At 44.7% G+C, this 20,586-nt stretch carries 22 protein-coding genes and 1 pseudogene; 14 read left to right on the top strand and 9 right to left on the bottom strand.

What is annotated here, in order from left to right; translation table 11 throughout:
* Nucleotides 1-4 precede the first annotated feature (4 nt).
* The 4 genes from M3M39_RS02045 (at nucleotide 5) to M3M39_RS02060 (ending at nucleotide 4,027) form a co-directional block, all read left to right on the top strand.
* Nucleotides 5-1,177, top strand: coding sequence for an MFS transporter (locus M3M39_RS02045; protein WP_252797571.1), 1,173 nt, complete (start codon nucleotides 5-7; stop codon nucleotides 1,175-1,177).
* 315 nt (nucleotides 1,178-1,492) lie between these two features.
* Nucleotides 1,493-2,239 (top strand): ABC transporter ATP-binding protein, encoded by a 747-nt coding sequence (locus tag M3M39_RS02050; RefSeq protein ID WP_252797937.1) that lies wholly within the window; start codon nucleotides 1,493-1,495, stop codon nucleotides 2,237-2,239.
* A complete protein-coding gene (locus M3M39_RS02055; RefSeq protein ID WP_252797572.1) occupies nucleotides 2,217-3,353 on the top strand; it encodes an ABC transporter permease in 1,137 nt (378 codons plus the stop codon). The genes M3M39_RS02050 and M3M39_RS02055 overlap by 23 nt, the downstream gene beginning before the upstream one ends.
* Nucleotides 3,354-3,376: 23 nt before the next feature.
* Nucleotides 3,377-4,027: a TetR/AcrR family transcriptional regulator gene (locus tag M3M39_RS02060; protein WP_252797573.1), complete on the top strand. Its 651-nt coding sequence runs from the start codon at nucleotides 3,377-3,379 to the stop codon at nucleotides 4,025-4,027.
* A 112-nt stretch (nucleotides 4,028-4,139) separates the two neighbouring features.
* On the opposite strand, the gene M3M39_RS02065 is transcribed toward M3M39_RS02060, so the two are convergent.
* Both M3M39_RS02065 and M3M39_RS02070 read right to left on the bottom strand, forming a co-directional pair.
* Nucleotides 4,140-5,447, bottom strand: a complete 1,308-nt coding sequence (locus M3M39_RS02065) for an arsenic transporter (protein WP_274705489.1) — start codon at nucleotides 5,445-5,447, stop codon at nucleotides 4,140-4,142.
* Between the two features lie 173 nt (nucleotides 5,448-5,620).
* Nucleotides 5,621-6,244 (bottom strand): annotated as a pseudogene (locus M3M39_RS02070) (type 1 glutamine amidotransferase).
* A gap of 156 nt (nucleotides 6,245-6,400) precedes the next feature.
* Here M3M39_RS02070 and M3M39_RS02075 point away from each other — a divergent pair.
* Nucleotides 6,401-6,646, top strand: a complete 246-nt coding sequence (locus M3M39_RS02075) for a hypothetical protein (RefSeq protein ID WP_252797574.1) — start codon at nucleotides 6,401-6,403, stop codon at nucleotides 6,644-6,646.
* 56 nt (nucleotides 6,647-6,702) lie between these two features.
* On the opposite strand, the gene M3M39_RS02080 is transcribed toward M3M39_RS02075, so the two are convergent.
* From M3M39_RS02080 to M3M39_RS02090, 3 genes are all read right to left on the bottom strand, one after another.
* A complete protein-coding gene (locus M3M39_RS02080) occupies nucleotides 6,703-6,915 on the bottom strand; it encodes a DUF3923 family protein (protein WP_252797575.1) in 213 nt (70 codons plus the stop codon).
* Nucleotides 6,916-6,970: 55 nt separating this feature from the next.
* Complete coding sequence (locus tag M3M39_RS02085; RefSeq protein ID WP_252797576.1) at nucleotides 6,971-7,861, bottom strand: RluA family pseudouridine synthase; 891 nt, start codon at nucleotides 7,859-7,861, stop codon at nucleotides 6,971-6,973.
* A 66-nt stretch (nucleotides 7,862-7,927) separates the two neighbouring features.
* Nucleotides 7,928-8,368, bottom strand: coding sequence for a universal stress protein (locus tag M3M39_RS02090; RefSeq protein WP_252797577.1), 441 nt, complete (start codon nucleotides 8,366-8,368; stop codon nucleotides 7,928-7,930).
* 408 nt (nucleotides 8,369-8,776) lie between these two features.
* On the opposite strand from M3M39_RS02090, the gene M3M39_RS02095 reads away from it, so the two are divergent.
* From M3M39_RS02095 to M3M39_RS02110, 4 genes are all read left to right on the top strand, one after another.
* Nucleotides 8,777-9,736 (top strand): ketopantoate reductase family protein, encoded by a 960-nt coding sequence (locus M3M39_RS02095; RefSeq protein WP_252797578.1) that lies wholly within the window; start codon nucleotides 8,777-8,779, stop codon nucleotides 9,734-9,736.
* Between the two features lie 17 nt (nucleotides 9,737-9,753).
* A complete protein-coding gene (locus tag M3M39_RS02100) occupies nucleotides 9,754-10,941 on the top strand; it encodes an aminotransferase-like domain-containing protein (protein ID WP_252797579.1) in 1,188 nt (395 codons plus the stop codon).
* 87 nt (nucleotides 10,942-11,028) lie between these two features.
* Nucleotides 11,029-11,436: a hypothetical protein gene (locus M3M39_RS02105; RefSeq protein WP_252797580.1), complete on the top strand. Its 408-nt coding sequence runs from the start codon at nucleotides 11,029-11,031 to the stop codon at nucleotides 11,434-11,436.
* A gap of 11 nt (nucleotides 11,437-11,447) precedes the next feature.
* The gene (locus M3M39_RS02110) at nucleotides 11,448-11,918 is read left to right on the top strand and encodes a hypothetical protein (RefSeq protein WP_252797581.1); all 471 of its coding nucleotides are present in this window, start codon (nucleotides 11,448-11,450) and stop codon (nucleotides 11,916-11,918) included.
* A gap of 210 nt (nucleotides 11,919-12,128) precedes the next feature.
* Here the strand turns inward: M3M39_RS02110 and M3M39_RS02115 are convergent, their stop codons facing one another.
* The 3 genes from M3M39_RS02115 to M3M39_RS02125 are packed head-to-tail and all read right to left on the bottom strand — an operon-like array spanning nucleotide 12,129 to nucleotide 13,947.
* Nucleotides 12,129-12,662 (bottom strand): GNAT family N-acetyltransferase, encoded by a 534-nt coding sequence (locus tag M3M39_RS02115; RefSeq protein WP_252797582.1) that lies wholly within the window; start codon nucleotides 12,660-12,662, stop codon nucleotides 12,129-12,131.
* A 10-nt stretch (nucleotides 12,663-12,672) separates the two neighbouring features.
* Complete coding sequence (locus M3M39_RS02120; RefSeq protein ID WP_252797583.1) at nucleotides 12,673-13,518, bottom strand: SAM-dependent methyltransferase; 846 nt, start codon at nucleotides 13,516-13,518, stop codon at nucleotides 12,673-12,675.
* A gap of 21 nt (nucleotides 13,519-13,539) precedes the next feature.
* Entirely contained in the window at nucleotides 13,540-13,947 is a 408-nt protein-coding gene (locus tag M3M39_RS02125; RefSeq protein ID WP_252797584.1) for a helix-turn-helix domain-containing protein, read from the bottom strand.
* Nucleotides 13,948-14,073: 126 nt separating this feature from the next.
* Here M3M39_RS02125 and rny point away from each other — a divergent pair, with 126 nt between their 5' ends.
* The 5 genes from rny (at nucleotide 14,074) to M3M39_RS02150 (ending at nucleotide 18,888) form a co-directional block, all read left to right on the top strand.
* A complete protein-coding gene (gene rny, locus M3M39_RS02130) occupies nucleotides 14,074-15,663 on the top strand; it encodes a ribonuclease Y (protein ID WP_252797585.1) in 1,590 nt (529 codons plus the stop codon).
* 165 nt (nucleotides 15,664-15,828) lie between these two features.
* Complete coding sequence (locus M3M39_RS02135; RefSeq protein ID WP_252797586.1) at nucleotides 15,829-16,422, top strand: ECF transporter S component; 594 nt, start codon at nucleotides 15,829-15,831, stop codon at nucleotides 16,420-16,422.
* Between the two features lie 15 nt (nucleotides 16,423-16,437).
* The gene (locus tag M3M39_RS02140) at nucleotides 16,438-17,280 is read left to right on the top strand and encodes an energy-coupling factor transporter ATPase (RefSeq protein WP_252797587.1); all 843 of its coding nucleotides are present in this window, start codon (nucleotides 16,438-16,440) and stop codon (nucleotides 17,278-17,280) included.
* The gene (locus tag M3M39_RS02145; protein WP_252797588.1) at nucleotides 17,256-18,131 is read left to right on the top strand and encodes an ATP-binding cassette domain-containing protein; all 876 of its coding nucleotides are present in this window, start codon (nucleotides 17,256-17,258) and stop codon (nucleotides 18,129-18,131) included. Before M3M39_RS02140 ends, M3M39_RS02145 begins: the two co-directional genes overlap by 25 nt.
* Entirely contained in the window at nucleotides 18,112-18,888 is a 777-nt protein-coding gene (locus M3M39_RS02150; protein WP_252797589.1) for an energy-coupling factor transporter transmembrane component T family protein, read from the top strand. Before M3M39_RS02145 ends, M3M39_RS02150 begins: the two co-directional genes overlap by 20 nt.
* A gap of 38 nt (nucleotides 18,889-18,926) precedes the next feature.
* Here M3M39_RS02150 and M3M39_RS02155 read toward each other — a convergent pair whose 3' ends face one another.
* Nucleotides 18,927-20,480, bottom strand: coding sequence for a bifunctional metallophosphatase/5'-nucleotidase (locus M3M39_RS02155; protein WP_252797590.1), 1,554 nt, complete (start codon nucleotides 20,478-20,480; stop codon nucleotides 18,927-18,929).
* Between the last annotated feature and the right edge of the window lie 106 nt (nucleotides 20,481-20,586).

A 20,586-nucleotide genomic window follows, 5' to 3' on the forward strand; every position in this document is an offset into this window, starting at 1 on the left:
TAGTTTGCCAATCCAAAAGCCAACTTTAAATCGTTATTTACTGGTGTATTTGACTTCATTTTTTCTCTACAATTTTGCCCGGGTGTTGCCCCACGCGGTTTTAACCGTGATTTTACTGGACAAGGGAATGAGCATCGGCGAGATTGCCATCATTCAGAGTTTCTTCATGGTGGCGGTTCTGTTATTTGAATTTCCGTCGGGCGTTTTGACGGATGCCTGGTCGGAAAAGAAAATTTATCTACTGGCGCTAGCCTTATTAGCGGGATCTTACTTCCTGATTATGGTCTCGCATTCTTTGGCAGTCCTGTGTTTATCTTGGTTTATCTACGGAATTAGTAGTGCTTCAATTAGTAGTTCATTGGAAACCTTTTTTCTGCGTCAGTATCGTAACGATGAAACGTTAATTAAACGGTTTAACGTGCGGTTTAACAATACGAACTTGATTAGTGGGTTAGTTGGTGGGGGACTTGGTTCCTTTATTTACGCCTACTTAGAAAATGCTCTCTACCTGATTTCAATTACGCTGATTGTGGTATCCGCGGCTTTAATCATCCTGTTTTTTCGGGGAGATGAACGAACTAATCCTCGAGCTCGGACTAATTTCTACCAGATTGTGACGGAATTACGTAACATCAAATCCCGCAGTCTCTACCTCAGCATTTTTTTACTAGCGGTCTTTCAAATTATCATGCAGCTCTTCTTTCAGTTTTGGCAGGTGCTTTTTTTGGATGCGGGAATTAACAAAAAACAATTCGGGTTGTTTTACGTTATTTTTCAACTCTTAGCGTTACTGAGTAACTGGATCTTTAGTCGGATTAGTTTTCAACGTCATCAGGCCGGGTTAATGGTGCTAATCGCAGTGTTATTGGTGGCGGGAATCGTCTGGAACCATTCCACCGTGCTTTTTACGGGACTAATCTGTGCCTTTTTGCTTCCGTTTAACTTGTACAGTAACCAGCTCCAGTTAGACATTCAACGTGAGTCACCGACCACTGCGGTGGCATCGGTAGTTTCGTTTGCTGGTACCTGTGGAAGTGTGGTTTCGATGCTGTTTTTGTGGGTGGTGGGAATTTTAGACCACCTGCAGACTTTCAATGTGATTGCCATTGAGGCGACCGTCGTGTTCCTAGTTGTTTCGTTGGGAGCGTACTATGGGAGTCGGTTAATTGCTAGATAAGATTCTAGTGTAAAAGTCCTTTGTTTAGTTAGTGGAAAGCTAAACAAAGGACTTTTTGCATCTAAACTAGAATTTAGTCGTTGACTTAGAGCATCCTCTAAGGAATAAGATTAGTTTGAAATATTGGGAATTTTCATGATGGTGGTGTTTAAAATGGCTTGCCATTCTTCTTAACTTCTTGGCGTTTGCTACCATTTCTGCTTTTAAAGAGCATTGGCTAATTAAAATGGTTGCACTTTTGGTTGACAAAAGAAATAGCAGGTCTTATTATGAGTGAGTACTCATTCATGAAAAGGAGTGATTAGTGTGAAATCAATGAATTTAGTTCCAGCAATTGAAGTTGATGGACTCGAACAAGGATACGGAAAAACGATTGTGCTGAAAAAGATTGACTTAACCGTCAAACGAGGTCAAATTTTAGCGTTAATTGGACCGAGTGGTTCGGGGAAGTCAACTTTAATTAAGTCAATCATGGGAATGCTATTACCAAGGAAAGGCTCCGTTAAAGTTTTAGATACCAACATGCCTAACCGTTTAGTGTTAGGGAAAATTGGTTTCATGGCGCAAAATGATGCTCTTTACCAAGAATTAACTGGCAAAGAAAACTTGCAATTTTTTGGTTCACTTTTAGATCTGAGTAAATCGGAAGTTCAGGATCAAATGGACTATGTCGCCAGCATCGTCAATTTAGGACCGCAGCTGAATAAGTTTGTTAAAGATTATTCGGGAGGAATGAAACGAAGATTATCCTTAGCCATTTCCTTGCTGGGGAATCCTGATCTTTTAATTTTAGATGAACCGACGGTGGGAATTGACCCAGAATTACGAGATCACATTTGGGACGAACTGCACAAATTGGCGAACGGGGGCTGTTCCATTTTACTGACTACTCACGTCATGGAAGATGCAGAGCAAGCTGATCAACTGCTGATGATTCGGCGTGGGGAAACAATCGCTCAAGGTGCTCCACAGCAACTATTAGAGCAATACAAAGTTGATGAAATTGAAGATGTATTTATTGCAGCAGGGAGGGATCAAGATGCGCGGCTTGGCAGTGACTAAACGAATTATTTTAGAAATGTTACGAGATAAGCGGACGCTTGTAATGATGTTTATTGCGCCATTATTTATTTTGACATTGATGAATTTTTTATTTACCTCAAGTAATAATCAAAAGGCGACCTTAGCCGTTCATAATGTTGATAGTACGCTTGTTAAAAATTTACCAAGTAAGCATTTGAAAATTAAGAAAATTGATAATCAAAAAAGTGCTGCAACTAATATTCGCGAACATGATTATGCTGGAGTTTTGACCCAATCTGGTTCCAAATTAAAGTTAACCTTGCAAAATAGTGATCAAGGTAAAAGTAATTTAATTTTGCAAGGATTAAAAACGACCCAAGTGAAACTGAAGATGAAAGCAGCCGGGACTACCATTAAGCAACAAGCACAACTGCTGCAACAACTTCAAGGACAATTAGGAACAGCGGTTAATCAAGTTAAACCAGAAATGCAACCAGCTCAGCAGCCTAATTACAATTTGCACACGAGCTATTTATACGGAAGCAGTAAGTCAACGTTTTTTGATACATTGCTACCAATTATGATTGGATTTTTGGTCTTCTTCTTCGTCTTCTTAATTTCTGGAGTGGCATTCTTGGGAGAACGAACTTCAGGAACACTTAGTCGCGTTTTGGCTACCCCGATTCGGAAACAAGAAATTATTGTCGGCTACATCGGCGGATACGGATTGTTTGCCTTATTACAAGCCTTATTAATTGTATTCTTTAGTATTTATGCATTTAAGATCCAAATGCTTGGAAGTATAGCCAATGTTATTTTGATTTCTGGATTAACCGCGCTTGTAGCATTAACCTTAGGATTGTTAATTTCTACGTTTGCCGATTCTGCATTCCAAATGGTCCAATTTATTCCATTAGTGGTAATTCCCCAAATTTTCTTCTCGGGAATTATTCCGATTAATCAAATGGCCGGTTGGTTACAGCCCTTTGCTAAAATCATGCCTTTATACTATACGGCTAAATCGATTACTGATGTAATTCAAAAAGGGACTGGTTTTATGCAGATTTTACCAACCATTGGAATTTTGTTACTGTTTTCAATTGTCTTTTATACTTTAAATGTATTAACCTTACGTAAGTACCGGAGAGTTTGAATCTAAGATAAAGGAATTTGAAGATGGCTAATAACATTCAAAATATTTTTAATGAAAGTCTGCAAGACACCAATTTATCAGATAAACAAAAGACAGTATTAAAGGCCAGTTTGGACTTGTTTTCAACCAAGGGATTTGATTCGACTAGTACCAAAGATATTGCTAATTCTGCCGGTGTTGCTGAAGGAACGGTTTATCAACAATTTAAAAATAAACGTGGAATTTTAGATGCCATTCTGAACCCATTTATTGATTCGGTGCTTCCAAAAATCGTGCTTGATTTTACTGATGCAGTTAAAGGTAATCAATTTGATAATGTTCATGATTTTTTAACCTACGTGATTAAAAATAGAATGAAATTTGCGTTAACAAATCAAAATCAAGTTCGGATATTTGCCCAAGAAATTTTTAAATCTAATAAATTACTAAACCAGATGAAAAAACAACTAGGTAATTTGTTAGATGGTCCAGTGGCACAACAATTACAAAAGTTTCAAGAGCGAGGGGAAATTGCTCCCATCCCAATCCCTAGATTGATTCAATTTTTATTTAGTACAACTGTCAGTTTTGTACTCCCCGCTATTTTGAATCAGCAAGGAAATGTTACAAACGAACAAATTGACGGCTGGACAGAACAATCGGTAGACTTTATCCTACATGGAATTACTCTTTGAATCCTCGAGTTTTGAAGTAAATAAGCTTACTTTCTAATCATAGTTTGCGATTCATATTCAATTGAAAATGCCCTTTAATTTAACGATTAAAGGGCATTTTTTAATTTTACAATTAGCCAAAAATTAAGAGGGAAACGTACAAAGCAAGTAAAGTAACGAATAAAACCGGAATGGTGAAAATGAAACCAATTTTACAATATTCCCACCAACTGATTTTAATGCCTCGCTTTGCTAATACCTGTAACCAAACGAGGGTTGCTAAGGAACCAATCGGGGTTAATTTAGGGCCTAAATCAGAACCAATTACGTTTGCGTAGATTTGCATTTGCTGGGTAATGCTGGTCTGATTAGTCGCTTTAATGGTTAAAACGTTAATCATTGTCGCCGGTAAGTTATTCATAAGTGATGATAAAAAGGCCGCTAAATAACCAATTCCCAGTGTATTAATAATCCCGCCGAATTTAGTGATTTTTACAAAAAACGCACTTAGGTAATTAATTAAGCCGATGTTTTGGAGCCCGTAAACGACCACATACATTCCAATTGAGAATACGACAATGTTCCAAGGAGCACCTTTGATGATTGTCACGACACTAGTCTGGGCTTGAAAATAATAGGCAACTAGAAATAACAGTGCGATTGACAGTACAATGAAGGAAACGGGAATGTTTAGTGGGCCGCTGATAAAATAACCTACTAATAACAACGCTAAAATCAACCAACTTAATTTAAATAACGATTGATTGGGGATGGCAGTAGTGGGATCTTCAATTAAGTTGAGCTGATAGCTACGCGGGATTTGTTTTCTAAAGTAATAAAACAAGATGAGTAAACTGCTAGTCAATGCCACTAGGTTGGGAACCAGCATAATTAGGGCGTAGTGACTAAATGAAATCTGAAAAAAGTTAGCTGAAATGATGTTAATGAGGTTACTGATGATTAATGGTAAGGAAGTGGCATCAGCGATAAAACCGCAGGCAATGATAAACGGGAAGGTCGCTTTTTGATCAAAATTTAAGGCAGTGGTAATTTCAATCACAATCGGAGTGAGCATTAAAGCAGAGCCATCGTTTGCAAATAACGCTGCTACTAGAGCCCCAAAGACAATAATGAGAATAAACAAGAATCTACCATCACCATGGGCTAGTTTTGCTAACGATAAAGCAGCCCATTTAAAAAAGCCGATTCGATCCAAAAGCAATGAAATGATGATGATCCCAACGAAGGTCAGGGTTGCATTCCAGACAATCCCGACTACTTTCACTAAATCAGAGATGCTAACAATCCCTAACAGTAAAACTAAAAGGGCCCCAATGGTAGTTGGCCAGCCAATTGATAGACCCTTAGGTTGCCAAATTACGAATACTAACGTTAGTAAAAAAATGATAATGGTTAAACTGATTTTAAGCGTTTTAATCACACCTTTTTCGTTTTGCTTTTAATTGCGTTTGAATTCCATGTTAATCATTATACATTTACCAGGATAATTTATTGATGAAAATTAAAAAATCCCCGTTAGCAATTTAATGAGGATGATAGTGCATTACTATATTAAGTAATAAAATCTAATCAACGGAACATTACGGCTTTGTTCTATGAGGGCACTGGGGTCTGATCAATCTCTGTTGGCGTTTGCTGCAACGCATTGTGGCCAAGGGCATACATTCCATCGTTTACAATCATTTCATGGACGTTATCTGTGGTGGGTTCAAAGTGAAATTGGAGCCCAATGATGTTATCGCCAATCAGGAAACTCTGGTTCTGGACTAAATCAGAACGAAACAGTAACTCAGCCTGATTGGGGAGGTCACAACAATCTTCGTGCCAATGTAAGGCGGTTAGTTGCTGGAGCAAAGCTGTGATTTTGTCACTTTGTAAGGAAACGGGAGCCCAGCTGACTTCCTTGGCGGGGGATTTAATCACCTGCTTGCTAAAGACCTCTGTAATTTGTTACTCCCTAAAGCAAGCACCAAAAATTGGTTTGTGAGCAGTAACGAGTTGTTGAATCAGCGTTTGCTCCTGCTTAATCCATGGAATTTCATCGGTGGGACTCATCGGCCCACCGAGAATTACCAACAGATTTGTTGTTGGAGCAGTGGGTAAAGTTCCAAACTGATCGGGATGGTAGACGTACAGATTTTAACCATGTTCGTCCGCCTAGTCCTTGATGGTACCAGGTCCCTTGTCTGAAGTGTGTTGTAAGACATTAATGCTCATTGTGATTCCCTCTTTTTACGTCAATCTTTAGGGGTTATCATGCCAGCTTATGCCAAAAAGAAAAGCATTCAGAACCAGGGACGGGGCTGGGGCGGCTTATAATTAAGCAGGTTGGATAACGAACAATCGGTTTGATTAATAAAGTGAGTGATGACAATGATTTTCTTAGTTAGTTATAGTTGGGTGATTATTTTTAAAAAGGTAGTGTATCTCTTACAGCACGGGTTAACTGGGGGTCGTAGTCTGGTAGTCTTGGCAACGCTCCTGGTCACGGTACTCGTGGTCGGGGTGTATTTTTGGGCCCGGCACAGTCAACAAGAAAATAGTCAGACGCTTGCCCGGATTGTGGGACGGACCGGGTCAATTATCAAACGGATGATGGAGTGGTTACCGTTTAAGTAGCTGTCCATGGTGCAAACTAAAACCCGCTGGGTAATCATAATCCAGCGGGTTTTAGTTTAGCGCTGGGCTAACCACGCCCAGAGCAATTGAATAACTAACAAAACAAAGAAAAAAGCGGTTAGGATTCCCCAAGTAATTACCTTTAAAGTAGGTGATTGATAAACCCCAGCTCCGTCAGTTTTTCGCAGGAAAATGAGAATGGTTAGTCCGACGTAGGCAAGTAATTCAATCATGGAAACGATTTTCCAGCTGCGTGATTGCTTTTTCATGTTTAACTCCTATCTGAAAAAAATTATTAATGGATTAATAATATCAAATAAATCATTAGTTTTCAATTGGAGTTTTCATCTCCGGCGGCAACGGGGCTGTTACGGTTAGTGGCTGGTTAAAAAAGGGAGTCCGCATTTGCACCCGCCACGAATGGAGTTTCATTGCAGCCCCAACTTCGACCTGGGGATCATACAGGGGATCATTTTGGACGGGGTGACCTAGTAATGAAAAATGAACCCGAATCTGGTGGGTCCGACCGGTTTCCAGTCGAACTGCTAGTAAGCTAGCCTTCGTCGTCGTTTGTAACGTGCGATAATGAGTTACGGCGGGTTGAGCGTCCGGTCCATTGACCTGACGTTTCCGTTGATCATGGGGGTTACGACCAATTGGAGCCCTAATGATTCCACTGGCGGCGGGGAGCCGACCACGAACCCAGACGAGGTATTCGCGCCGAATTTGTTTTTCCCGAATCATTTTGGTGAGGATGGGAACCGCGGCCGGACTTTTGCCCAATAAGAGTGCTCCGCTGGTTTCTTGATCGAGGCGATGAATCATGTAGATGGGTTGTGGGGCAAATTGTGCCGCCACTCCGTTTAAAACGGCCCCGGTTTCGCCCAGTTGGTTGGCGTGGGTCTTCAGTCCCCGCGGTTTATTGACAACGATAAAATCAGCATTTTCAAACAAAATGGGAATGTGGAGGTGAGGGTCTAACAAAGTGTTAGGAAACGGATTACGAAAGTCGGTGGGAAGAAAGGTTAAACTGACGTGGTCCTTTGCTTGCAACCAGGTGTTCATGGGGTGATACCGCTCGTTAATGAGAACTCGTCGATTTCTGCGGAGGTCGCCAATTAGGCGCTTCGGGAGCTGCAACTGGTGTTGTAAAAAGGCACGAAGTGGTTGGTCTACTGCGGCTGAAGTGACGGATAAATCGTAATGCCACTGCATAAAATTACTCCTTGTGGTTACGAAAAACCGACCACAAAACTGTGGTCGGTTTTTTAAAAGCTGTGATTATTTAACGATTAAAACGTCTGGTTTAGCACTTCGGATGACATAACTCGTAACTGATCCCACCACCAGTTGTTCTACAGCAGATAAACCAGTGGCACCCATCACGATTAAATCGTCTTGGTGGTCTTTGGGGAATTCATGCGCAATAATCCGTTTAGGATTACCAAACCGCATGTGAATGGAAACATCAGTTAAACCATTTTTCACGGCTGTTTGCTTGAGTGTTTCCAAAATTTCCTTGGTTTGATCAGTTAGTTTGTACACTGTATCAGCAGAGACTGCATTCCCGTAGTTTCGGTTAAATTGCGTCACTTGAATGACGTTTAAAATGTCCAAATGACTGTTGTTTTGTTTTGCTAACTCAATGGCTCGGTTTAAAACCGGCATCGTGTCTTCGCCGCCGTCTACAGGAGCTAGGATCCGTTTGTAATTTTCTGTCATTACGATCACCCCATCATTCTATTTACTCAACTATACCATTTTTTCGCCCACTTGACACGCTATGTGGGGGTCAATTCGTCCAGAAAAGATTTAAAAAAGGGTTTGACAATTATGAGCGACCGTGCTTAAATGAGAACAACTCAAAAGAGAGGAATTTACTAATGAAGAACCAAGCTTACAAAACAAATCGTCGTTCCATTTTAGTCATTGCGTTTGTCTCCTAATCGGGAATCTACGCAGGGACGATTTGTTAGTGCTCAGCTAGATTCACCAAGTGACTGTAGCTGAGCGGTTCTTCTACAATAATTAATTTCAGAAGAAACGATGAAAAGCTCGCTACCAGTTCACGTTGGTAGTGAGCTTTTTGTTTAGGTTGGTAATTCGTGTTAGCTAGAGGAGGAATTTTAGATGCGCTATGGAGTTATTGGTGCTGGTGCGATGGGATACCGGTATGGAGTTTTACTACAGGAAAAGGCGGGGATTCCAGTCGATTTTATCGAAACTTGGGATCCCAACCGCGAACAAGTCCAAAAGCAGGGTGGAGTGTACGTCTCGCGGGATCACGAAAATCGACATCTAGTTCCAATTAACATTTATGCTCCAGAAGATTACCACGGTCATCCAGACGTTTGGATTGTCTTTAAAAAGCAAATGCAACTAGCCGATGAATTAGAACGGGATGCAGCTGCGGGACTTTTCCACCCTGATCAGTACGTCTTTTCGGCCATGAACGGTTTAGGCCATTTTGAAAAGTTAGCTCAGTATTTTAATCCGGATCAGATGTTGGCGGGAACGGCCATGATTGCGACCGTATTAAACGGCCCCGGTGATGTGGATTTTATGGGACCAGAAAACGGTGAAGCCATGCACATGGCTCCCTATAATGACCAGGCACCTGACGAAACCATGGAAGAGATTTACGCCGACTTTCAACGGGCTACCCTAGGCCCAGAAATGTGTGGCAATTGGTTGGGAATGTGTTTAACCAAGGTGGCGTTTAACGCCGTCTGCAATACGTTATGTACGATGTTTGAGATTAACATGGGGCAATTTGGCTCCTATCCTGGGGCCGCTGAGATGGCAGAACAGCTCTTCAACGAGGCCCATGATGCAGCGGCACGGGCGGGAATTAAAATGATTGAAGACCGCGGGCAACAGGTGCAAAGCGTGTTAGATTCCTGCGTCAAGCTGAAGTACCACTATCCATCCATGTACCAAGACTTTTCCAAGGGCCGCCCGACGGAGGTCGATTACATCAACGGTTACATCGCCCGGTTGGGCCGGAAAAATGATTATCCGTGTCGAACCCATGAATTTGTAACTCACGAAGTCCATCTGGCTGAACAAATGCGCCAATACCGAAACTAAAAAGAGAGGTTAAAATTATGTCATTCCATTATTCAAACTGTGTTCCCAAAGGTGATAGTAACGCTACCGAAGATATCTTAAAAGCTGCTGCTAATCCGAAGGTGATTTCCTTTGCCGGCGGATTACCGGCTCCAGAATTATTTCCAGTGGCAGCCGTAAAAAAGGCCACCGATAAGGTATTTGACCAATTTGGACAGCAAGTGCTCCAGTATGCCGGAGCGCTGGGCTATTCCAAACTCCGCGAGCAAATTGCTGCAATCATGAAAACCCGACAGGTGAACACGACGGCCGATCACATTGCGATTGCGACTGGTTCACAGCAAGCAATTGACCTAGTTGCCAAAATGTTAATTAACCCCGGAGACGTAGTCTTAGTGGAAGATCCTACTTACCTTGCGGCCTTAGATGTTTTCCGTTCTTACGGAGCCCATCTAATTGGAGTTGAAATGGACGATGACGGAATGCGAATGGATGATCTGCAGCAGAAGTTAGCAGATTATCCGGAGGCTAAGTTTATCTACACGGTGCCAAACTTCCAAAACCCGACCGGGCGAACGATGACGGCGGCACGACGCCAGGAAATGGTGAAATTAACCCATGCTGCGGGAGTTCCCATTGTTGAAGATGATCCTTATGGAGCCATCCGTTACGCCGGAGAGACCGTTCCCCCCATCAAACACTTCGATCACCACGGAGAAGTGGTTTCCATTAGTTCGTTTTCGAAGATGCTAGCCCCTGGCCTGCGGATTGGGTGGTTAACGGCTGATCCCGCTTTCTTACAGAAGTACACGTTATTGAAACAAAATGCCGACCTGCATACCGATAACTTGACGCAGTACATCATTTCGCAATTCTTGATGGACGAGGACCTTCCTGCCCACATTAAGAAGATTACGGATGTGTACGAACACCGGGCCAAGTTAATGCTGGCTGAAATTGACCACGAATTTCCGGCAGACGTGTACCACAGTCAACCTGAAGGTGGGATGTTTATTTGGGTGCAAGTTCCTGGGGGCATTGACAGTGATGAATTAGCCAAACGGTGTTTGGAAGCCAACGTGGCCGTTGTTCCTGGCTCTGCCTTCTATTCTGGTAAAGCTGAACCTGGGACATTCCGCTTGAACTTCTCTAACATGAACGACGACCAAATCAAGGTCGGCATCAAACGGATTGCTAAGGTAATCAACGAGTTAGGCACGAACTAACTGCTTTTCCAACTGTTCTTTTTAAGGCCGACAATAGTCAGGATCACTGAAATTCGGTATACTGAAAGAACAAAGGATGGGATGGCAATGAAATTTAAACGGCTCAACGGGTGGACCTTGTTAACGTTAGGCTTATTTTTGGGTGGAAACGCCTTATTAAGTTTGGCAGTTTTTCATAGTGACATGGCAACCTTTTGGCGTTCTGAAATCGCAGCGGTTGTGATGGTGCTGGTTCCATTAGCGGTTTCTTGGTTTGGGATTCGCATCGGACTCTACGTGCTAGCGCTCGTTCAAGCTCTGTACGTGGTCGGCTACTGTAATGCGATTTACCGCCTATTCCAGCTTCCCCATCTGACTTGGCCATTGCGAATTGGGAGTTTAGTCTTCGTGGTGGTCGCATTAGGAGCATTGTTGTACTGGTTCCGGTTAGCTTGGCAAGCCCGTCAAGCTCTGACCCAGGAACGGGTGCAACGGTACCTAAAATTCAGAAAATAGCGAGGAATTCCATGAAAATTGATGAAAATGAATTTGTAACGGAAGCGGAAGCCGTCACGTACGCCCAAAAGACGATCACTGTCTCCCTGGCAGAGCTAAGTGAGCAGACGGAACCCACGATTCAACCATTGGTCCAGTTTCTAGAAGCGGCGATTAATTCGGATAAACTAGCGAGTGCCAACCTGCAGGTCAACGATGCTGAGGTGTTGATCCAGTTACAAACGTCGATCATTAACCTGCCGTTGACTTACGGGAAGAACATTCACAAGATTATGGTAGACGATGGTGAAGTGGATGTGAATGTCTACATGATCATCACGGCGCCAGAAATTAATCGTTCTAAACTTTGGATTGATGAATTGATGGCGGCGGACCAGCTGGTTGCTAATCCAGAACAAGCCTTGCGACAGTTTACGGACTGGGTGGAAGCGCAACTGACAACGTTAGCGGAAAACCAGGCGGAAGCTGCGGAAGCAGACTAGCTAATTTGCGATCAAGCTGTTATAATAAAGATATGCGACGAGCCGCATAAGCATAGCTTATGATGGGAACCACGTTAACTGCCGAATTGCAGGTGGTTTGACTAGGCGGTGATGTGAACACCGACCTAGTCCGCTTGGGAAACTAAGTGCCGAACTGAAAAACGCCTCTGATGATAAAATCAGAGGCGTTTTTTTGTGCTGTTATTATTGTTAATTTTTGAGGTAGTCGGCCTGAGTTAAGCCCATGTAGTGAACATCCCGATAGGCTCCCGCCGCAAAGAATTGCTCCTTAATCGTGCCTTCGATTTGAAACCCAAATTTTTGGTAGATGTGTAGTGCCGGAGCGTTCTCCACGTCTACGTAGAGATAGAGTTTGTGCAGGTTCAACTGGGTGAAGGATAACCGCAATAGTTGCTGCATGGCAGCTTGCGCGTAGCCGTGCCCGTTTTCGTTATCTAACAGGGTAATTTCAAATTCACCGACCCGGGCTACGGGGTCCAAGTCGATGATTTCGACCAAGCCCACCCCGTGCTGAGGTAGCTGAGTCGTTTGAATGGTTTGACTGACAATTTGTTTATCAGTGGTGTGCTGTTTTAAAAAGTCAGTGACGTCATTGGCACCCAGTAACGGGGGCTGGAACCAGAACCGTTGGGTACTAGTCTGTTGAAATAATTTTTGGATCAAAGCGTAATCAGCGGAATCAGTTGTCAGTGGTTGTAAAAAGATGGAAGCTGAGTGGGTCATGGCAGTTCTCCTATTTAACTAAGTAGACGCGGTCGTCAATCAAATCAAAGTGGGGTAAATACTGGTTGAGTTTTTTAATTCCAGGATCATCCACAAACTCGGCATGTTGCCAAAAGGCCGGGGAATTCGTCGCCCCGTCTTTTTCGCCAATCACAATCAGCTGGACCAGATTCCCGTCATTGCGGATGGCAGTGAGCAACTCATCATCAACGGGGACGCCATCGGGGGACCAACTCATGATGATGTAGTCCACCTGATCTTTGTATTTTTCGTAAGCATCTAGGGCACTCAGTTTTTCAATCGGGGTCACTTGGTGCTTGCCGGTTTCATTTTCCCTTTGCCATTCGAGGCTATCAGTGCCAATTACATTGGCCTTTTGGTCACGCAGTCCCTTGGTGATGTAGCCGTTGCCGGCCATCACTTCTAAGGCGGGTTTTCCGTCTAGATATTTAGCTAGCTGCTGGGTGAAAGATGACGAAATGTAGGCCCACATGCCGTAGTGGTCTTCTAGATAATCCCGAAACGAGCGCAGGTCTTTGTCAACTTGGGGGAGCAGGTTAGAAATCCGGTCCCACTCTTGGTCCCCGTTCGGATCACCCATAGCAAACCGCTCATTAACCCGTTGGTAGAGACGGTCTTGAATGTCCTCTGGTAACGTGAGGTTTGGAATGTCTTGCGGAAGGTGTCCCGCCTGTAGGAGTTGATCGGCCATGAGGGCGTGGTTCAACAGAAATTTAACCTCTGGATAGTGGTTAAAGGCCGCTCGATCCGCCTGCAAGCGTTGGATGTAGGCTGGAGTCTGATTCTGGTGGGGATGATTTTTTTGAAAGTTCTTTAAAAGTTGTTTGCGTTTCATAAAATTAGTTGTCCTGTTGGTTTAGTAGTTAAGATCGAGTTCTTCTTGGGTATCGTGGCCATCGTCGTGACGTCCCTTTTTCCCGTGGAGAAACCCATCGATCAGTTGATAAATTTCGTACCGGTCGTTGCCGGTTAACAGCTGCTCGTTAAAGTAAAGTTCCGTGCCGGAAATAAACAGTTTCGATAAATCCGTTTTTTCGCTGTCAACTCGACCACTGAGGTAGTCCATGGAGATTCCAAAGTAGGTAGCGAGCTTTTTAACTTCTATGTAAGACGGATTGCGGATGCCGCGTTCCCAGTTGCCAATTTGGGATGCGGTATTTTCGTGCCGTTTGTCGCTCGGAAACATATCATTGAGTTCGTGAGCAAGCTCAGCGAGGGTAATGTGCTTCCCGGTTCGTAATGCTTTGAGTCTTTCTGGGAACATATAACGACCTCCTTTTTCTTAATATTATACTTCATCCGGGGTTAAATGACAGGGGGCCTCGTTTTAAATTAGCCGGTTAAATGGTATGATTAAAGTACGAAAATTACTAGAGAGGGGAGGGATTTGATGCTTTATGTGGTGATTGCCCTCGTGATGTTAGTTCTCGGGCTGGTGGTTGGCTACGGACGGGAGAACCATCAGCTGAATCACCGGCTCTCGCAAGCTACTGCGAAGGTAGAGCAGTTGGAACAGGAGAACCAACGTCAGATTAAAGCAACCGTGGCGGCCATTCAGAAAAAAGTCGAGGATGAAGTGTTAGAACACCAAGCAGAAGTCAATGAAGAGATTGATGCTCAGGTTGCCGAAAATCAGCTACGCCAGGAGCGGATTGATTTTCAGTCTAAAAGTTTGCAAAGTTTTGCTAATCGGTTGGATAAGAGTGAACAGAATCTGCAACGAAGCCAAGCAGATTTGCACGAACTAAAACAGACCATCACGACCACTCGTGAACAGGCCGAACAGTTGCAACAGCAACGAACCGACTTGTTACATGAGAAGAGTGGGTTACTCCCAGAACAGGCCCAAGAAACCGTGTTGAACACGACCAAAACGGCTTTACAACAGGACTACGATCAATCAGTCCGAGATGAACACGAAGAAAACGTTCTGAACGCGACTAAGGAAGCCCGTCAGTTGATGGTTGAAGCAATTCAAAATGGCCCGATTGACGTTCCCCGTGACCACATTGATCGCAACGTGATTATTCCAGATGAGGGAATGCGGAATAAGATTATCGGAAAGAATGAGCAACGGCTCCGGTTGTTAGAAACGTTGATTGGCGTTGATCTAATTTTTAATCCCGATAGTCCTGAAACGTTGATTATTAGTACCAATGACCCGATTCGTCGTGAGATTGCCCGGGGAGTGATCAACGAATTAATTACGGCTCGGCAACTTAACAATGCGGTAATTGAGAACGTGGTTCGGAGTACCGAACGGCAAATTATTTCCCAATTGCGGTTAATTGGAGAAGAAACCTGTGCCAACCTGCACCTAGGTTGGGTTCATCCGGACTTGATGAAACTGATTGGGCGGTTGCAATACCGTACTAGTTATGGACAAAATGTTTTGCAACACTCAGTGGAAGTCGCAGAAATCTGCGGGATGATGGCCACTGAGCTTGGAACCAACGTGCGGTTAGCCAAACGCGCCGGATTACTGCATGACATTGGTAAGGCAGTTGACCGCGAAGTCAACGGAACCCACGTGGAGCTGGGCGTTCAGATTGCCAAAGCTTATGGAGAAGATGAAACCGTGGTGGAAGCCATTGCTGCTTCTCACGGTGACGTTGATTCAGAGACTACCATTTCCGTATTAGTTCGGGTGGCAGACTCCATGTCTGGTGCTCGTCCGGGCGCTCGAAGTGAGTCAGTGGAAGAATATCTAAATCGGCTCAAGGGGCTCGAACGAATTGCTAATGCTCATCCAGAGGTCAAAGATAGTTATGCCATTCAGGCTGGCCGAGAAATCCGGATGATGGTTGATCCAAAGGCTAGTGATGATCAGCAAACGGCTCAGTTAGCCCAACAGGTTTGTGCGCAAATTGAAAATGAACTGACCTATCCTGGTAAGATTAAGGTCACGGCGATTCGTCGTTCCAATGCCGTCCAGTACGTAGGTGGGAAACAGCCACCGCGCAAAAAACACGCTAGTTAAAATCCGTTCCGATGAGGACGGATTTTTTAGTTATTGTGACATTTCTACTAAGAATGTTTGGGGCAAACCGGCTTTGCCACAGCAAACTTAGACCAGTAGTTGAGTTTTAGAGAACGTTCTCGCTATAATAGATGTTAATTTATAAAAGTGCGAAGGAGCATGAACATGATTAGACAAACGAAGGCGTTTCACCTCGCCATTTTGGCGTTGTTAATTGCAATCATCATTTTACAAAGTTTTGTTCCATTTTTAGGCTACATTCCAGTTGGTCCAGTTAACATCACCATCGTTCAAATCACCGTGATCATTGCGGCCGTTCTTCTAGGTCCGAAAGATGGAGCCCTCCTCGGGCTCGTGTGGGGAGGTTTGTCCTGGATTAGAGCCTTTGCAGCCCCGACCAGTCCAGTTAGTACGCTGGTGTTTACAAACCCACTGATTTCGGTAGTTCCACGGGTATTAGTCGGTTTTCTGGCTGGTTATGTTTTTCTGTGGTTAACGAAGGCGCATTGGCACCAACTATGGGCACTCGTTGTCACTGGTGGTGTCGGAGCGGCTTTAAATACCATTTTGGTGGTAGGTTTGATTGCCCTGTTGTATCGCACCCCAGCAGTAGCCCATGCCTATGGGGTTGCTAATCCGAGTTTGTTGACAAAGGTTTTGATGGGGCTGGTCGGTACCAATGGGATTCCGGAATTAATCTTGTCAGCGATTGTGGTTCCCATCATTGCGACCCCCTTGTTAAAATTATGGCGTCGGTAGTCAAAGGAGTAACGAATGGAAAAAGAAACGGGCATCGCCTTTGAACACGTCCATTTTCGGTACCCATATCAGCCGGACCCCACCTTTCAGGACGTTAATTTTCAAATTTCAGCGGGGCAGTGGGTGTCGCTGTTAGGGGGGAATGGTAGTGGTAAATCAACCCTGTTAAAACTATTAGTAGGGTTAGAGCTCCCTGCCAGCGGGACCATTCGAATTAACGGGCAAGTGGTTCAGCCCATCAATCAGGCGGTAAACCAGACGGTAGGAATGGTCTTTCAGGATCCAGATAATCAATTTGTGGGGGCCACCGTGGCTGACGACGTGGCGTTTGGGTTAGCAAATCAAAATTTAACCCACACGGAGTTACAAAACCGCGTACAAGCAGCGCTACAGTTGGTTGATATGGAAACGACGTTAGCACAAGCTCCGGAACAATTATCAGGAGGCCAAAAGCAACGGGTGGCCGTTGCCAGTGTGATTGCCCGCCGGCCCCAGGTGTTGTTACTGGATGAGGTGACCAGCATGCTGGATCCGCAGGGACGACAGGAGTTAGTGGCCCGGTTGCACCAGTTACACCAGCAATTCGGCATAACTGTCCTGGAAGTAACCCATAACCCCAACGAAGCGGCTTTAGCTGACAACGTGGTGGTTTTACACGCCGGTCAAATTGCAATGCAAGGAGCACCAACCACGGTCTTTGCTCACTGTGAGCAACTAGAAAAATGGGGCTTGCAAGCGCCATTGCGGTATCGATTACAAAACTGGTTGAAAAACCATAATTATCCAATTTCAGCTGAGCAAGCAGCGAGCAACGAGAGTTTGAGGAATGCGATATGGCAATTGAAATCAAAAATTTAACTCATGTTTACCAAGAACATTCCCACGCGCGCACGGCCTTACAGTCAATTAATTTAACCATTCCCACCCAGCAAATTACTGCAATCGTTGGAAAAACCGGCAGTGGTAAATCAACCTTGATTAAGCATTTAAACGGACTGTTACAGCCGACCACTGGAAGCGTCTGGCTGGACCACCTGCAATTAACTGCTCGAAGTTCGGCTCGTGATTTACAGCAGGTTCGGCGCAAGGTAGGAATGGTATTTCAGAATCCAGGCCGCCAGTTGTTTGCTAAGACGGTGTTAGCGGATGTGATGTCGGGGCCGCTCGCTTTAGGAATGGAGCGCACGACTGCTCAGCGCCAGGCGCAACGGGCGTTAGAACTTGTTCATTTTCCGGTAGCGCTCAAAGACCAGGATCCGGTGTTACTATCTGGAGGTCAACAACGGCGCGCTGCCATGGCGGGAGTGTTAGTCCTTAATCCTCAGGTGGTGATTTTTGATGAACCGACGGCGGGATTAGACGGACAGGGGCAACGCGAATTAGAAGAATTGTTGCAAACCCTGCACGCGGAAGGGCGCACGTTGATTGTGGTGACTCATGAAATGGAACTCGTGGCTCGCTTGGCCAGTCAAGTGATCGTCTTAGCCGCGGGAGAATTAGCGTTTACTGGTACGCCCCAAAGCTTGTTTACCGAACACCAAGAGCTCATGACGGCTACAAATCTATTGCTTCCAGAGCCACTTCGGTTGGCCCAACAGCTAGCACCCCAGGCCGCTTCCACTGCATTGCCGTTGACGGAAGCAGAACTTCAGAGGTGGCTGTTACGGCAACTAGGAAAGGATGAACGCCATGGCACAGCGACAAAATAATTGGATCTGGCAGCTAACGCCCGGCACGCAGCTTTTTAGTTTCCTGGTGGTGCTGGTGACCGTTTTTGTGAACTACCGATTAGGAATAGCGGGAGGGTTATTGCTCGTGAGCGTGCTTCTCGTTATGCTTGCGGGATTTAACTTTCGCCATTTTTTTCACCGTATCTGGGTGTTTGGCTTTTTTTTGGTGCTGACGGCGTTATTACAACTCTGTTTGGTTCAGCAAGGAACGGTGCTCTGGCGGTGGGGCATTTTCCAAGTGACGAGTGGAAGTTTGATCGCTGCGTTACTAATGTTAGCTAAGTTTGGTACGGCACTAATTCTGGTGAATTTATTGACGTTATTGGCTAATCCGGTGGCAATGACCGCTGCGTGTGAGCGGGCTCTTGCTCCCCTGCAAAAAATTGGGATTCCGGTCGGAGACGTTGCCTTAACTTTAAGCATTGCGTTTCGGTTTTTGCCGACTTTAACAGCTGAGTTTCAAATGGTGACAGCGGCCCAACAAGCCCGCGGAATTACGTACCGGACGGGACTACTACGACGCCGCGTTCAAGCCTTATTGGCCGTTTTTTTGCCGGTCTTAGTCAATAGTTTTAGGCGAGCTGAGGATTTGGCCACAGCCATGTTGTTACGCGGTTACGATGGCAAACATTCCTTGCCCCAGTACCTAGTACCCCACCGCACGGTTAGTGACTGGCTGACCAGTGGGATTAGCATTGGAACTTTAATCTTAATTATTTTTTTAAACTACATGTAAAAAAGCAGTTATTTCCTAGGAAATAACTGCTTTTTGGCTTATTTGATAACTTTAAAGTTGCGACTGTGATCAGCTTGGATGTGGGGATGTTTTTGGAGGTACTTGGCAATCAAATTACTCATCGTAATCGTGTTGTACCGTAATACTTTATCCTCGTTATACATCGGATAGTGGCCTCCGCCAACCGCGCGGTAGGTGTTTAAAGCAATCTTAAGTTTCATTTTGTTGGTAATTGGTTTTCCGTGGTAGGTCGGATTTAAAACTCGTTTTCCAATGGGGTTTGACACCTTGATGGTGTATTTAATGCCACCGTACATATCGTAATTGTAGTCCCGGATCTTCGGGTGGTGATACTTAGGATCAACGATGATTTGGTCGTTTTTAATCGTAAAGTACTCGGCCGTTTTTTCAAGGGCGGCCTTTAAATCCGCTCCGCTAATCTCTAACAATGAGAGGGTGTTCGGATAAACATAGTTGGTGATAATGTTACGCATCGTGATGGGATTTTCGAACCCGCGCGCTTCGTTGGAGAAAAGTGCCGTTGCCGAAATGTCGCATCCCATCGTTTCCATCTGGACCTTTTGAATGAAGTTTACGAAGGCTGAGCCGTGCAGGCGGACCTGGAAAGGGTCGTCGTAGGTCATGCTACCATCAATATCTGCGAGAGGTAATGACAGCCACTTCTCCACGTTAGCTTCCGTTGTTTTAAAACTCGTAGCCGTTTCCGGGTCTGGTTTAGCGTCCCCCGTTTTAATCAACTTTTGGTGACTCTTTTGAATCTGATAGTGACCGTTCCCCCGCTCTAAATCAAGTTGGATGCGGCCAACGTAGCTCCCCCGGTGGCCCGGTTGCACGTAGGGAATACCAAAGAGTTTCCCGGCCAATGCCCGGTGCTGGTGTCCCGTTGCCATTACATCAATCCCTGGCACATCCTTCATAATTGCATATGCTTCGTTTTCACCGTCAATTTTGTCGTTCGGTTTCCCGTCACTAAGATCGCGTTCAAAGCCACCGTGGTATAAAACCACGACCACATCTGCTTTTTGCCGCATTTCTGGCACGTACTTTTGGGCGGCTTCTAGTGCGGAGATGAACTTCAGACCGTGAATGCTCGCCTGGTTTTCCCAGGCATCCACGGATTGGGTGGTTAGGCCGAGCACGGCGACTTTTAAGTCTCCAAAGCTTTTAATTGCGTAGGGAGCACCAAACGCTGGGGTTCCGTCCGCGTTTAAAATGTTAGCTGAGATGAACTGTCGCTGACTACCCTGAATCGCGTGTTTAAGGTAGTCTTGACCGTAGTTAAACTCATGATTGCCAATCGTACCAAAGTCGTAAGCAACGCTATTGAAGGCGGCATTGATGGCAGTCGGGGCGGAAGCTTTTTCGACCTCTGCTTGGTAGTAGGCGAGGGGCGACCCCTCTAAAAAGTCACCGTCATCAAGGGTTAAGTGGTACTCACTTTTTTCCTGTTCCCGCTTTAAAATGGTGGCTGCCTTTTCCAGCCCAAAGGGAAGATTGGCGTGGGGCTTAACGTAGTTTGTGGGTGCCAAAAACCCATGCGTGTCGCTGGTGGTTAAGATTGTCAATTTCATGTGCAGCCCTCCATCGGATTGTAGAATGTTTAAATTATAATATTAAAAAGCACCTGTGTAAATTAAGTAAAGTAATTATTAAGTTTTATAAAGGGACGTTGAACTC

This window comes from Fructilactobacillus hinvesii (assembly GCF_024029435.1).
GTDB lineage: Bacteria > Bacillota > Bacilli > Lactobacillales > Lactobacillaceae > Fructilactobacillus > Fructilactobacillus hinvesii.

Excerpts from the sequence above, each read along its gene's own strand:
- M3M39_RS02050 (WP_252797937.1), top strand. The coding sequence starts at position 1,493 with ATGAATTTAGTTCCAGCAATTGAAGTTGATGGACTCGAACAAGGATAC.
- M3M39_RS02055 (WP_252797572.1), top strand. The coding sequence starts at position 2,217 with ATGCGCGGCTTGGCAGTGACTAAACGAATTATTTTAGAAATGTTACGA.
- M3M39_RS02060 (WP_252797573.1), top strand. The coding sequence starts at position 3,377 with ATGGCTAATAACATTCAAAATATTTTTAATGAAAGTCTGCAAGACACC.
- M3M39_RS02075 (WP_252797574.1), top strand. The coding sequence starts at position 6,401 with ATGATTTTCTTAGTTAGTTATAGTTGGGTGATTATTTTTAAAAAGGTA.
- M3M39_RS02080 (WP_252797575.1), bottom strand. The coding sequence starts at position 6,915 with ATGAAAAAGCAATCACGCAGCTGGAAAATCGTTTCCATGATTGAATTA.
- M3M39_RS02085 (WP_252797576.1), bottom strand. The coding sequence starts at position 7,861 with ATGCAGTGGCATTACGATTTATCCGTCACTTCAGCCGCAGTAGACCAA.
- M3M39_RS02090 (WP_252797577.1), bottom strand. The coding sequence starts at position 8,368 with ATGACAGAAAATTACAAACGGATCCTAGCTCCTGTAGACGGCGGCGAA.
- M3M39_RS02095 (WP_252797578.1), top strand. The coding sequence starts at position 8,777 with ATGCGCTATGGAGTTATTGGTGCTGGTGCGATGGGATACCGGTATGGA.
- M3M39_RS02100 (WP_252797579.1), top strand. The coding sequence starts at position 9,754 with ATGTCATTCCATTATTCAAACTGTGTTCCCAAAGGTGATAGTAACGCT.
- M3M39_RS02105 (WP_252797580.1), top strand. The coding sequence starts at position 11,029 with ATGAAATTTAAACGGCTCAACGGGTGGACCTTGTTAACGTTAGGCTTA.
- M3M39_RS02110 (WP_252797581.1), top strand. The coding sequence starts at position 11,448 with ATGAAAATTGATGAAAATGAATTTGTAACGGAAGCGGAAGCCGTCACG.
- M3M39_RS02115 (WP_252797582.1), bottom strand. The coding sequence starts at position 12,662 with ATGACCCACTCAGCTTCCATCTTTTTACAACCACTGACAACTGATTCC.
- M3M39_RS02120 (WP_252797583.1), bottom strand. The coding sequence starts at position 13,518 with ATGAAACGCAAACAACTTTTAAAGAACTTTCAAAAAAATCATCCCCAC.
- M3M39_RS02125 (WP_252797584.1), bottom strand. The coding sequence starts at position 13,947 with ATGTTCCCAGAAAGACTCAAAGCATTACGAACCGGGAAGCACATTACC.
- rny (WP_252797585.1), top strand. The coding sequence starts at position 14,074 with ATGCTTTATGTGGTGATTGCCCTCGTGATGTTAGTTCTCGGGCTGGTG.
- M3M39_RS02135 (WP_252797586.1), top strand. The coding sequence starts at position 15,829 with ATGATTAGACAAACGAAGGCGTTTCACCTCGCCATTTTGGCGTTGTTA.
- M3M39_RS02140 (WP_252797587.1), top strand. The coding sequence starts at position 16,438 with ATGGAAAAAGAAACGGGCATCGCCTTTGAACACGTCCATTTTCGGTAC.
- M3M39_RS02145 (WP_252797588.1), top strand. The coding sequence starts at position 17,256 with ATGGCAATTGAAATCAAAAATTTAACTCATGTTTACCAAGAACATTCC.
- M3M39_RS02150 (WP_252797589.1), top strand. The coding sequence starts at position 18,112 with ATGGCACAGCGACAAAATAATTGGATCTGGCAGCTAACGCCCGGCACG.
- M3M39_RS02155 (WP_252797590.1), bottom strand. The coding sequence starts at position 20,480 with ATGAAATTGACAATCTTAACCACCAGCGACACGCATGGGTTTTTGGCA.